The sequence below is a fragment of the uncultured Sulfitobacter sp. genome (assembly GCF_947502895.1).
Lineage (GTDB): Bacteria > Pseudomonadota > Alphaproteobacteria > Rhodobacterales > Rhodobacteraceae > Sulfitobacter.
On the sequence record NZ_CANNBM010000001.1, the window covers coordinates 905,215 to 918,342 of the forward strand.

Genomic DNA, 13,128 nt, shown 5'->3' on the forward strand with positions numbered 1-13,128 from the left:
CAGCGCAGCGGCGTTGTTCCCTGACCTAATTTTCGATCAGGATTGCGCGGAAATCATTTACATTTGTGCCTGTGGGTCCGGGTTTGAAAATCGTCCCAACCGCATCAAACGCCCCCCATGCATCGTTGCGGCGCTGCGCATCCATCGGGTCCACCCCCGCTGCGCGCATCGCGGCAACTGTGCCTGCGTCAGCAAAAGCGCCTGCATTGTCCTCTGATCCGTCGATGCCATCGGTATCTGCCGCCAACGCAGTAATGCCCTGCACACCCTCGATGGCCTGTGCGAAACCCAGCAAGAACGCCGTATTGCGCCCGCCGCGCCCATCTTTGTGGCGCAGGGTCACAGTTGTCTCGCCACCAGACAAAATCACAACAGGCGCAGTGAACGGACGGCCTTGCGCGACCACTTCGCGCGCAATGGCGGCGTGCATCTGACCGATCACTTCGGCCTCCCCTTCTATAGCATCCGACAAGATCACGGCAGGGATGCCTGCCGCCTGCGCCTGTTGCGCCGCTGCCTCCAGCGACAGGCGGGCTGAAGCGACGACATGCACTTCGCTGCGTGCAAATACGGGATCGTCCGGCACAGGCGCGGGGTCCAGCGCCGCCAAAACGCGCGGCGGCAATGCGATGCCCCTTGCCTCAATCATCGCACGTGCGTCTGCCAGCGTCACCGCGTCAGGCACCGTAGGGCCTGATGCCACCTGCGCCGGATCATCCCCCGGTACATCCGATACAATCAGGCTTACCATCCGTGCAGGATACGCAGCAGCAGCCAGCCTGCCGCCCTTGATGCCGCTTGCATGTTTGCGGATCGCGTTCATCACGCCAATCGGCGCACCACTGGCCAGCAGGGCCTCGTTCATGGCCTGCTCATCCTCAAGCGTCAGACCTTCGGGCGGACAGGGCAACAAGGCAGAGCCACCGCCACAGATAAGCGCCACCACAAGATCATCAGGCCCCATGTCTGCAACCGCATCAAACAAGGCTTGCGTGGCCACCAGACCTGCGGCGTCGGGCACAGGGTGTGCGGCCTCCAGCACGCGAATGTGGCGTGTTGCACAGCTATAACCATAGCGCGTGACAACCACGCCCTCGACAGGCTCGCCCCACAGGTCCTCGAACGCAGCGGCCAATTGTGCAGCACCTTTACCCGCTCCGATGACCACAGTGCGCCCCTTGGGACGCGCAGGCATAAAGGGCGCAAGCGCCTTTTTTGCATCTGCCGCCTGTACCGCCGCATCAAACAGCGATGTTAGAAACGCCTGCTTGTCAGGGTCAATCATGCCCCGAACTGCGCGCGCAAGGCGACCTTTTGCACCTTGCCCATGGTATTGCGCGGCAACGCCTCCAGAATGCGGTACTCACGCGGCTGCTTGAACCGCGCCAGCGCCGTAGCGGCATTTTCCTTCACCATTTCCAGATCAATCTGCGTGCCCGCTTGCGGCACCAGCACCGCCAGCGGCACCTCGCCCAGATCATCGTGCGGCACGCCTATCACGGCACTCTCCAACACACCGTCCTGCGCGTCCATCAGCAACTCCAGCTCTTTGGGATAGATGTTGTAGCCGCCGGAAATAATCAGGTCCTTGCCGCGCCCGACGATGGTCACGTACCCATCCGCATCCTGCACCCCCAGATCACCGGTGATGAAGAAACCGTCCTCGCGCATTTCCTCTTCGGTTTTTTCGGGCATGTTCCAATAGCCCAGAAACACATTATCCCCACGCACTTCGACCACACCCGTCTCGCCGTGCGGCAGCTCTACCCCGTCAGCATCCGCGATCCGCAGCTCAACATCAGGCAGCGGCAATCCCACCGTGCCCGCACGCCGCGCACCCTCGTAAGGGTTGGAGGTGTTCATATTGGTTTCCGTCATGCCGTAGCGTTCCAGAATACGGTGGCCTGTGCGCACCTCGAATGCCACATGGGTATCCGCCAGCAGCGGGGCCGAGCCCGAAATGAACAGCCGCATGTTTGCAGCAAGGTCACGGTCAAACCGCGCATCGTCCAACAAGCGCGTGTAGAATGTCGGCACCCCCATCATACTGGTTGCGCGCGGCATCCATGCAACCAGCGCATCAATGTCCAACTTGGGCAGGAAGACCATCGCACCGCCACTCATCAGCATCACGTTGCTGGCCACGAACAGGCCATGTGTGTGGAAAATCGGCAGCGCGTGCAGCAGCACATCATCCGCCGTGAACTGCCATAGCTCCGTCAGCGTGCGCGCATTGGAAATCAGATTCTTCTGACTCAGCATCGCGCCTTTTGAGCGGCCCGTGGTGCCAGAGGTATAGAGGAATGCTGCCAGATCATCCTCATGCCGCTCAATCGTGTCAAACGATGTTGCCTGTGCATCGGCCACATCGCTCAGGCTGCCACCCTTTGCATCCAGCGTGGCAAAGACCGCCCCCGCCGCATCCGCCACAGGGCGCAATTCATCGCTGCGCGCCGGATCACCCACCAGCAATGCTGCCCCACTGTCCGATACGAAATACGACAGCTCTGCCGCCGTATAGGCCGTGTTCAGCGGCAGAAAAATCGCACCCAACTGCGCACAAGCGGCATAGAGGGCCAGCATATCAGCGCATTTTTCCACCTGCACTGCCACGCGGTCACCCGAATGGACGCTCAGCGATACCAGTGCATGCGCCAACTGTGCAGCACGCTCGACAAAGGCGCCGTGGGTGATAATCCCGCCCTCGGGCAGATACAAAAAGGGTGTGTCCTTGCCTGCGTGCGGCGCGAACATAGTGTCATAGAGCGGGTTGTTCATGAAAAGACCTTTATCGTTAACCCTTGCACTCTATCCCAACATTTCCTCAGTGAAAATCACGAGATTTCGGAATTACACGCACGTCACGCGGATGTTTACGCCCGCCGCCCACATGGCTCGGCAGCGGATGGGTGATATGATCGCCCCGCACGGCCGTGGCAGGCACAGGCGCGTCGCCCAGACTGTCCAGCCGCGCGGTACGGTCTTCCAACCTGTCCACCACGACATGGATCACGCGGCCATCGGTCTGCACACGCCCATGCACCACCATCAGCCGCGCAGTCATAATCAGGGCGCGGTAATGCTCGAACAGCTTGGGCCAGATCACCAGATTGGCCACCCCGTCCTCGTCCTCCAGCGTGATAAAGCATACACCTTTGGCGCTGCCCGGTTTTTGCCGCACCAGCACCAGCCCCGCCAGCGATACACGCGCCCCATGCGCCATATGGATCAGGTTGTGACTGCTGGAAAAGCCTTGGCTCTTCAGACTGCTGCGAAAAAACGCCATCGGATGCGCCTTGAGCGACAGTCGCAGCGTCTGGTAATCTGCCACCACATGCTCGGCCTGCGCCATGGCGGGCAAATGCGTCTCGGGCTCGGCCCCTTCGCCCGCCGCCTGTGCGTGATCAAACAGCGCCAGTGCAGGCGCATCGCGCAGCCCTTGCGCCTGCCACAAGGCGGCACGCCGGTCGATCCCGCATGAGCGGAACGCGTCTGCAGCCGCCAGTTTGCCAATCATCCCACGGTCCAGCCGCGCCCGCGCTTTTACATCGCCCACATCGACAAAGACCGCATCCCGCGCGCCCATCATGCGCAAGGCCGCATCCCTGCGCATCCCGTCCACCTGCCGCAGGCCCAGACGCAGGGCAAACCCGCCCTCACAAGGCTCCAGCGTACAGTCCCAATCAGAGTAATTCACATCCACCGCCCGCACCTCCACCCCGTGCTCGCGCGCATCGCGCACAATCTGGGCAGGCGCATAAAACCCCATCGGCTGACTGTTCAGCAACGCACAAGCAAAGGCCGCAGGGTAATGGCACTTCATCCAGCTCGACACATAGACCAGCTTGGCAAAGCTCGCCGCATGGCTTTCGGGAAACCCGTATTCGCCGAACCCCTTGATCTGGTTGAAACACCGCTGCGCAAACTCTTCGTCATAGCCGCGCTCGGTCATCCGCCCGACCATCTTTTGCTGCAACAGCTCAATCGTCCCGCGGGAGCGGAACGTCGCCATCGCCTTGCGCAACTCGTTCGCCTCCTTGGGGCTGAACCGCGCCGCATCAATCGCGATCTTCATTGCCTGCTCCTGAAAAATCGGTACGCCCAGGGTACGCCCCAAAATCCGCAATAACTCATCCTGCGGATGCTCCGGCCCGGGTGCGGGATAAGACACCCCCTCCAGCCCCTGCCTGCGCCGCAAATACGGATGCACCATATCGCCCTGAATGGGGCCGGGCCGCACAATCGCCACCTCGATCACCAGATCATAGAACTTGCGTGGCCGCAGCTTGGGCAGCATCGCCATCTGCGCACGGCTCTCTACCTGAAACACGCCCAGACTGTCACCCGCGCACAGCATGTCATAGGTGTCGGCATCATCACTCGGCACAGACGCCAGATCATGCTGCACCCCGTAATGCGCGCCCAACAGATCGAATACCTTTGCAATGCAGGTCAGCATCCCCAACGCCAGAATATCCACCTTGAAGATACCCAGCGCGTCGATGTCATCCTTGTCCCACTCGATGAAACTACGCTCTGGCATCGCCCCATTGCCAATCGGCACCATCTCCGTCAGCGGGCGTTCCGTCAGGATAAACCCGCCTACGTGCTGGCTCAGATGCCGCGGCATCCCCGTCATCTGCCGCGCTATGGCAATCACGCGGCGCAGATAAGGGTCCGACAGATCCATCCCCGCATCCTTGACGCGCTCGTCTCCCATCTGCCCCTCGAAACTGCCCCAGACTGTGCTGGCCAGCTTGCTGGTCACATCTTCGGATAATCCCATCGCCTTGCCCACTTCACGGATGGCACTGCGCGGGCGGTAATGGATCACAGTTGCGCACAGCCCCGCACGCTCCCGCCCGTAGGTGCGGTACATGTACTGGATCACTTCCTCGCGGCGCTCATGCTCGAAATCGACGTCAATGTCGGGCGGCTCGTCACGCTCCTCGCTCAGGAACCGCTCGAACAGCACGTCATGCTCTTCGGGGTCCACCGCCGTGATCCCCAGACAGAAACACACCACCGAATTGGCGGCCGATCCGCGCCCCTGACACAGGATCGGCGGGCTGGCCTCCTCCCGCGCGAACCGCACAATGTCGTTGATGGTCAGAAAGTACCGCGCGATATCCTTGGAGCGGATCAGATCGAACTCCTTTTCAATAATCGCGCGCACGCGGTCCGTCACGCCGTCCGGATAGCGCCACGCCGCTCCCTCCCACGTCAGCCGCTCCAACTCTCCCATGGCTGTAGTCCCCTCGGGAACAATCTCGTGCGGGTATTCGTATTTCAGGTCATCAAGGCTGAAGGCACAGGCATCCGCCACCGCCCGCGTGGCCGCGATCGCATGGGGCCAGGGCGCAAACAGGCGGCACATTTCGGCGGGTGGTTTCAAATACCGCTCCGCATTCACCTCCAGCAAGAATCCAGCCGTATCAATCGTTTTACCATGACGGATACAGGTCATCACATCCTGCAAAGGCCGCCGCGCAGGGTGGTGATAAAGCGCATCATTCGTCGCCAGTATCGCCAAGCCATGCCGCTTTGCGATGCGGTCCAGCCGGTTGATCCGCCCCACATCATCGCCACGATATAAATATGCCGCACCTACATGCCGCAGCGAAGGCAGCACATTACAAAGCCGCCCCATCCCCGCCTCGAACACATCCAGATTTTCAGGCGGCATCACAATCAGCTGCACACCGCTGCTGTGCGCCGCCACCATCTCCAGCGTCAGATGCGTCTCGCCCTTGGCCTGCCAGCCTCCATCCACATCCGCCATCTTTCCCTTGGACAACAAGGTAGACAACCGCGCATAGGCGTCACGGTCCACCGGATAGGCCAGCAACTCTGTCCCGCACAACAGCACCAAACGCGCACCGATCAGGGGCCTCACCTTGGCCGTGCGCGCCTCCACATGCATCCGCACCACCCCCGCCAATGTGTTGTGATCCGCCACACCAATACTATGATAGCCCAGCATATTGGCCGTCACCGCCAGATCGACAGCATCCGAGGACGCGCGCAGAAACGAAAAACACGTGGACAGGCCCAGCTCGACATAAGGGCCGGGGGCGTTCCAGTGAAACGGGTCATCCTCCTCGATGGAGCGCCGCTTATGTCCTTCTTGCTGTGGCATCAGGTGGCAACATACCCTTCAACGGCGCCCTCATCGCTGGCCCTGACGGGCGCTCTTCGCACAGACGGCACAGCGCATCCTGTGGGAGGGCGGGCGGGATGTCGCGGCACGCGCATGCCGCCCAGCCCTCACACACACAGCCCTCATCCGAATACCCCATGCACAAACCAGCGCGGGTCCCCCCCGCGGGCATCCCCCACAATTCCGTCGCGAAACAGCCAGAACCGCCGCCCGTCCGTCACCTCGACCTTGTAATAATCACGCAGCCTGGTGCCGCTGCGATCGCGCCACCATTCAGGTGCGATCCGCTCAGGTCCCTCGAACCGCGTCATCAAAAACGCCACCCGCCGCCATGAAAACCGCGCAGGCGGCCCCTCTGGCACCGCATAAAGCACTGTAATTTCTTCGGGCGGCTCGAACATACGCAAGGGCCGCTCCTTGGTCAGTCCAATCGGTGCTTCCGCCACACCCGCCAACACAGGCAGACGGCGCTCTACCCGCTCGGGCTTGTGGCTTTGGACCCACGCGTCCCACGTCACCTTGGAGGGGCCCAGTTTGGCGGTCAGACGGTCCAGCAGCGCCGCCACATCCGCGCCCGCATCGCGCTGCCCGTCCAGACGGTCCTGCCTCAGCGACAGCGGCTCGGCGCGCAGCGCCTCCAGCGTCATCATGTCAAAGCCGAAACCCGGGTCGATCCCCTCTAACTTACCAGCCACCAAACGCACAAAATGCGCCGCATCGCGGCTCGCACTTGCCGTGGCCACATCGCGAAACCGCCACTCCCCGTCCACACGGTAGATCGTCAGCCGCAGCCGCCGCGCGCCCTGCTCGGCGGCTGCCAGTTGGGCGGCCAGATCCTCTGCCAACCCCTCCAGCCACGGCACAGGATCAATCACAGGCTCGGCCATGCGCACCCGTGCCATCCAGTGCTCCGCATCCACAGGGGCATCCAGCGGATCGGCACTACGCCCCAGTGCGCGGTCCAGCAAAACCAACGGATTGCGTACCGCTGCCAGCCCTGCAAACCGCCGCATCAATCCCACGCGCGGCACGTTCTCCAGCGCGCCAATAGTCTTCAGGCCCAACCGCTCCAGCAGACGCACGGTATCAGCAGGCAATCGCAGGGCCGCAACAGGCAATGGCGACAACACCTCTCCCACATCATGCGGCCCGCAAATCACCCCCTGCGCACCATACCGCGCCAACATCTGCGCCGCACCGCGCGTAGGCGCCAGCGCCAGCCGCGCGCCCAGACCCTGCATCACAAACCGCGTATGCATATCGTGCAGCATCTGCGCTTCGCCCCCGAACAAATGCGCCGCACCACGCACATCCATAACAATCCCGTCGTCTTCGGCAACGGTCCACGGGCACCAGCGCCGCGCCCAGATCGCCAACCGTTCCAGCAAGGCGCGGTCGCCTTCTATATCCGCCTGTTCCACATGCAGGTCAGGATGGATCGCCTGCACGTCCACCACCCGTGCGCCCGCCACGATACCGCGCGCCACGCCCGCCGCATTCACTGCATGTACAACAGGGCCATGGGTGCCCGTAGCCGCCAACACCACAGGCACTGCATCATCCGGCAGCGTGCGTTGCGCGGCTGTGATCCGCCTCCAGCGGTCCATCGCCAGATCGGGAAAGAAAACGGAGACCATGCGCGCGTCCACGCCCCTCATCGCGCACCACCCATGTGCCGGGACTGCGCCCGCGCGCGCGAAACAGCTCTGCCTCCCACAGAGCCGCACCAGGAGCGGCGGCATTGTAGGGATGCACCTCCGACGGCAGCGCTCCGATGCGCCACCGCTCGCGTGCCGCACTCAATCCCTCGACCGTACCCGAGCGGATCAACCACACCGGCACGCCAGAAGCCTCCGCCCGCATCCCCAACCGCTTGGTCGCAGTGAAATCCAGTACAGGCGGCGCGCCATGCACCTCGCCCACCACCGCCGACAGACCGGCACAGGCCGCACCTTCCTCCATCGCCCACAAGACATCGCGCGCATGGCTTACCTCGACGCGCAGCAGGCGCACGCCCTTCAGCGCGGGGCTGTATACGCGCCCGTTTTCCAACCGCGAGGCGCGGTCCTGCACCCATAACACAGGTGCCTTGGACGGCGGCAGACAGGCCAGCACAAAGGCCGTCACCGCCGCATCGAATGGCCGCGCAGACAGCGCATCTTTCAGCACGCCCTGCGCTGCATCCGCACCCGCGCTTGGCACCGCCTCCACGGCAGGCACATCCGCCACACCGCGCATGGCACCCAGCCGCACCAACTGGCCCAATGAAGAATCGTCCATCATACATCCCTTCATTTTGTTCTCTTTTTGTTCTACATGAAATACCCTTTTTTAACACCCCCGTTTTTCACCTGAATACGCACCACATCCCACCAGCCATGCACATGGCACAAAGCAGCCCGCGCGAAATGCCCCGTATACAAACGCGCCATAACCCATTAGGGGCTGGCCAACTCCATTCTTTACCCGCTCAGGAACACCCCTTGATTCAAACGATCGCAGACGCACTGGCCGCCCAAGGCTACGACACAATGACACCCGTTCAGGACGCCGTTATCGCGCCCGAACTCGACGGCGCCGACCTTCTGGTATCCGCGCAAACAGGCTCGGGCAAAACTGTGGCCTTCGGCATGGCCATCGCCCCCACCCTGCTGGGCGACGAGACGCATTTTGGCCGCGCAGGCGCACCGCTCGCCCTTGTTATCGCGCCCACGCGCGAACTGGCCATGCAGGTCAGCCGAGAGCTGACGTGGCTCTACGGCAAGGCGGGCGCAATCGTGACAACCTGCGTCGGCGGCATGGACACCCGCACCGAACGGCGCGCGCTGGACCGTGGCGCACACATCGTCGTGGCGACACCGGGCCGCCTGTGCGACCACATCAAACGCAACAACATTGATCTGACCGACCTGCGCGCCGTGGTGCTGGACGAAGCGGACGAGATGCTCGATCTGGGCTTCCGCGAAGACCTTGAATTCATCTTGGGGGAATCCCCCGCCACCCGCCGTACACTGATGTTCTCGGCCACCGTGCCCGCAGCGATTGCAAAACTGGCAAAAGCTTACCAGCGCGATGCGCAGCGCGTATCGGTCGTGTCGGATGGCAAGCAGCACTCCGACATCGAATACCGCGCGCTGACGGTAAACCCGCGCGATACCGAAAACGCGATCCTCAACATTCTGCGCTTTTATGAGGCCAAGAATGCGATTGTGTTCTGCAACACGCGCGCCGCAGTGGCACGCCTTACCACGCGCCTGACAAACCGCAACTTCTCGGTTGTGGCGCTCTCGGGTGAGCTGTCACAGCAGGAACGCACGAACGCCCTGCAATCCCTGCGTGATGGCCGCGCCCGCGTCTGCGTGGCAACAGATGTTGCCGCCCGCGGCATCGACCTGCCCAACCTCGAGCTGGTGATCCACGCCGATCTACCCACCAACGCCGACACGCTGCTGCACCGCTCGGGCCGGACGGGCCGCGCGGGGCGCAAGGGGGTTTCTGCCCTCATCGTGCCGCCCAAAATGCGCTCAAAAGCGACCCGCCTTATGGGCTGGGCCAAACTTCAGGCCGAATGGGCGCTGCCGCCATCGGCCGCCGAGGTAAACGCAGCCGATCAGGAACGCCTGCTGAACGACGATGCATGGACCACCCCTACTCCCGAAGATGCGGTCGAATTTGTCGCCGAGCTGGTCGAGCGGTACACGCCCGAACAATTGGCCACAGCCTTCGTGAACCTGCACCGCTCGCGCGGCTCGGCACCCGAAGAGCTGTCCAACCCCGGTGACGGCAAAGACAGCGCACCGCGCATGGAGTTTGGCAAATCCGTATGGTTCACTGTCTCCACTGGCCGCAACGACGGGGCAGAGCCGCGCACATTGCTGCCGATGCTCTGCCGCGTGGGTGACATGACCCGCGATGACATCGGCGCGATCCGCGTCCAGCCGCGCCATTCCTATGTGGAAGTGGCCGAAGGCGCCGTGCCGAAACTGGTGAAGGCCCTAGGTGCGGATATGAAGGCCGAGGACGGCGTGACCCTCACCCGCCTCGACGGCGTGCCAGACTTTGGCCCTCGCACAGGACGCCCAGACAACAAAGGCAGCGGTTACAAAGACGGCGGCAAACGGTCTGACGACCGAGGCCCCAAACCTGCCTATGACAAAAAGCCTGCGTGGAAGGACAAACCCGCCGCCACTGGCAAACCGTCCTATGATCCCGATGCGCCCAAACCCGCGCGCAAGCCAAAGCCACCGCGCAGCGATGCCCCCGCAGCCGAGTACAAGCCGCGCACAGACAAGCCACGCACAGCACCCGCAAAAGGCAAACGCGACGCGACGCGCCCCCCCAAATCCCACAAGACCGAGCGGACACCGCTGAAATCAGGTGACAAGGCCAAGTCGAAACCAGTCTGGAAAGATGCCGCTGGCGGTGACAAGCCAGCAGCCAAATCAGGCGCAAAAGCGGTCTGGAAAAAACCTGCCAAGGATGCAGCCCCCGCACGGGAGGCCAAGCCGGAAGGCGGCTATAACCGCGCGGCGGATTCCTCCAAACGCTTCACCCCGCCGGGCAAGGCAAAAAAGGGCGGCAAACCCATCGCCCAGCGCGGCGGCGATGCCCGCCCGAAAAGCGGAAAACCCTACAAGCCCAAGTAAATACAACCGTAACGGAGATCGGCGTTTTCGAAAAAATCGCGCGCTCCATTGTCTGGTTTACAACACGAAAAAGGCCGGAGCAGATGCTCCGGCCTTTTGTTTTTGACTGCGCCAAACACGTCGTTCTGGGAAAGCTACCGATAAGAGTCGAAAGATATCCCCCAGATATGTTCTGTCTCAGCCTTTGCCCTTCCAGGGTACCATAACCCGCTCGGCCCCACGCATCAGCATATCAATGCCAAAGCCGATCACACCAATCAGGATAATACCGAGGATAACAATATCCGTGTTCTGGAACTTGGACGCGACCATGATCATCATGCCCGCCCCCTTTTCTGCCGCAACCAGCTCGGCCGCAACAACAGTGCCCCAACACACACCCATCGCAACTCGCGCACCCGTGAAAATCTCGGGCAGCGAATTGGGGATAATCACGTGGCGCATGATCTGCCATTTACTGGCCCCCAGCGAATAGGCCGCATGCACCTTCGAGATGTTAACTCCCGACACACCAGACCGCGCCGCAATCGCCATGATCCAAAGGGCAGCAAGGAACAGCAAGATGATCTTGCCCGTCTCGCCGATCCCCGCCCAGATGATCACCAGCGGAATCAACGCCAGCGGCGGCACAGGGCGCATGAATTCTACAATCGGGTCAAACCAGCCACGGAACCAGTTGCTCAGCCCCATCGCATAGCCCAGCGGAATACCCACAATCGCGCCGCAAACAAAGCCCGCAACGACGCGGAACAGCGACCAGCCCAAATGGCCCAGCAACGTTGTCCCCCGAAAGCCCTCGTCCAGCACCTTGCCTGTCCGCTCGATCACCGCCTCGGGCGATGGCAGATACAGCGGCTCCATCTGCAAACCGTTCTCAGGCGCAAAATTCGGCGTGCCTTTGTCGGAAATCGTGACAGAACCGCCCTCGATCTCAACCGTATCACCGGGGCGCACACGCTGGCCGTTGATCGCCACAACTGTCGCACCTTCGCTGCGCTTCACTTCGTCGTTCTTGTCGAACGAGATAAGCTGGCTGCGGTATTGCGCCACGGTGATGCTGTCGTTCTTGGCAAAACCGTCACCCGGCTCAACCGCCACAGCATCGGGGTTTTCCTCACGCTCATGCACCAACACGGTGACAGTCGCCGTATCCGTCTCGCCATTGGCCTCGACCGTATATTCAAATGTTGTTTGCCCCGCATAGGGCGCAGGCGCGTGCAGAAACCCCGGAATCAAAGACGACCCCGTAAACATCCCCCACAGCAAAAACAGCGTCAGGATAGAGATAACGCCAGCCGCACGATTGGGCCGAACGGCACTTTCATCACCAAAGGTCACAGTCTTGAGCGATGTATAGTCACTGATCCCCGCACTCAGACGGGTAACCACAAACATCGCGGCGACAAAGATGCCGACATAAACGGCCAGTACAATAAATCCGGTCATGCTTTTTCCTCCGTACGGCCCATAATCTCTTCTTCCATGTCCCAGATCATACCGAGGATTTCCTCACGCTTTATCGCGAAATCAGGATGCTTCTTTACTTCGCGCAGATCTGCCTCCACGCCCAGCTCGGCGAAAGGCAGGCGGTATTCCTTGTGGATACGGCCAGGGCGCGGGGCCATCACGATCAAACGCTCGCCCAACAGCAGGGCCTCCTCGACCGAGTGGGTGATCAGAATGATCGTCTTGCCCGTCTCTTTCCACAGCTTCAAAACCAGCGATTGCATCTTTTCGCGCGTCAGCGCATCGAGCGCGCCCAGCGGCTCGTCCATCAAAATCACATCGGGGTCATTTGCCAGACAGCGGGCCAAGGCCACACGCTGCTGCATCCCGCCAGACAGCTCGTAAACCGCCTTTTCCTTAAAATCCTGCAGGCCCACGACGTCCAGCAGATGGTTCACAATTTCTGCTTTGTCGTTCTTTGGCATCCCCTTCATCGAAGGGCCAAATCCTACATTGTCGCGCACGCTCATCCACTCGAACAGCGCGCCTTGCTGGAACACCATACCGCGGTCGGCATCAGGTCCGCTTATTGTTTTGCCATTCAGGGTCATCACACCCTCGGTCGGCGCCAGAAATCCCGCCACGATGTTCAGCAGCGTTGTCTTACCACAGCCCGATGGCCCCAGCACGCTCAGCAACTCGCCCGCTTTGAGGTCCAGCGTCACATCTTTGAGCGCCTGCACCGATCCGCCACCCGGCAAATCAAACCGCATCGAGAGTTTATCAATGGAAAGTCCTGACATGTCCCTGCTTTCTGGCCACGGCTGGCGGCCTGTAGGATGGGGTTGGCCCCACCTCGTTTTACGTAAAATAGTC

General features: G+C 61.6%; 8 protein-coding genes. 1 reads left to right on the forward strand and 7 read right to left on the reverse strand.

The genetic code is table 11. The features are described from left to right. Positions 1 to 25 precede the first annotated feature (25 nt). The 5 genes from Q0903_RS04670 to Q0903_RS04690 all read right to left on the reverse strand — a co-directional run bounded on the left by Q0903_RS04670 (position 26) and on the right by Q0903_RS04690 (position 8,440). Positions 26 to 1,285, reverse strand: a complete 1,260-nt coding sequence (locus Q0903_RS04670; protein WP_299413270.1) for a glycerate kinase — start codon at positions 1,283 to 1,285, stop codon at positions 26 to 28. Continuing rightward, positions 1,282 to 2,778, reverse strand: coding sequence for a malonyl-CoA synthase (locus Q0903_RS04675; protein WP_299413272.1), 1,497 nt, complete (start codon positions 2,776 to 2,778; stop codon positions 1,282 to 1,284). Before Q0903_RS04675 ends, Q0903_RS04670 begins: the two co-directional genes overlap by 4 nt. A 46-nt stretch (positions 2,779 to 2,824) precedes the next feature. Continuing rightward, complete coding sequence (locus Q0903_RS04680) at positions 2,825 to 6,139, reverse strand: error-prone DNA polymerase (protein WP_299413274.1); 3,315 nt, start codon at positions 6,137 to 6,139, stop codon at positions 2,825 to 2,827. A 143-nt stretch (positions 6,140 to 6,282) separates the two neighbouring features. Continuing rightward, positions 6,283 to 7,797: a DNA polymerase Y family protein gene (locus Q0903_RS04685; RefSeq protein WP_299413275.1), complete on the reverse strand. Its 1,515-nt coding sequence runs from the start codon at positions 7,795 to 7,797 to the stop codon at positions 6,283 to 6,285. Then, positions 7,718 to 8,440 carry a hypothetical protein gene (locus Q0903_RS04690; RefSeq protein ID WP_299413277.1) on the reverse strand — a complete coding sequence of 241 codons (723 nt, stop codon included), beginning with the start codon at positions 8,438 to 8,440 and terminating at the stop codon, positions 7,718 to 7,720. The genes Q0903_RS04685 and Q0903_RS04690 overlap by 80 nt, the downstream gene beginning before the upstream one ends. Before the next feature lie 203 nt (positions 8,441 to 8,643). Between Q0903_RS04690 and Q0903_RS04695 the strand changes: the two genes are divergently transcribed. After that, positions 8,644 to 10,806, forward strand: coding sequence for a DEAD/DEAH box helicase (locus Q0903_RS04695; protein ID WP_299413279.1), 2,163 nt, complete (start codon positions 8,644 to 8,646; stop codon positions 10,804 to 10,806). Positions 10,807 to 10,983: 177 nt separating this feature from the next. Here Q0903_RS04695 and Q0903_RS04700 read toward each other — a convergent pair whose 3' ends face one another. Next, positions 10,984 to 12,252 carry an ABC transporter permease gene (locus Q0903_RS04700; protein WP_299025769.1) on the reverse strand — a complete coding sequence of 423 codons (1,269 nt, stop codon included), beginning with the start codon at positions 12,250 to 12,252 and terminating at the stop codon, positions 10,984 to 10,986. Beyond that, a complete protein-coding gene (locus Q0903_RS04705) occupies positions 12,249 to 13,055 on the reverse strand; it encodes an ABC transporter ATP-binding protein (RefSeq protein WP_299025772.1) in 807 nt (268 codons plus the stop codon). The genes Q0903_RS04700 and Q0903_RS04705 overlap by 4 nt, the downstream gene beginning before the upstream one ends. Positions 13,056 to 13,128 lie beyond the last annotated feature (73 nt).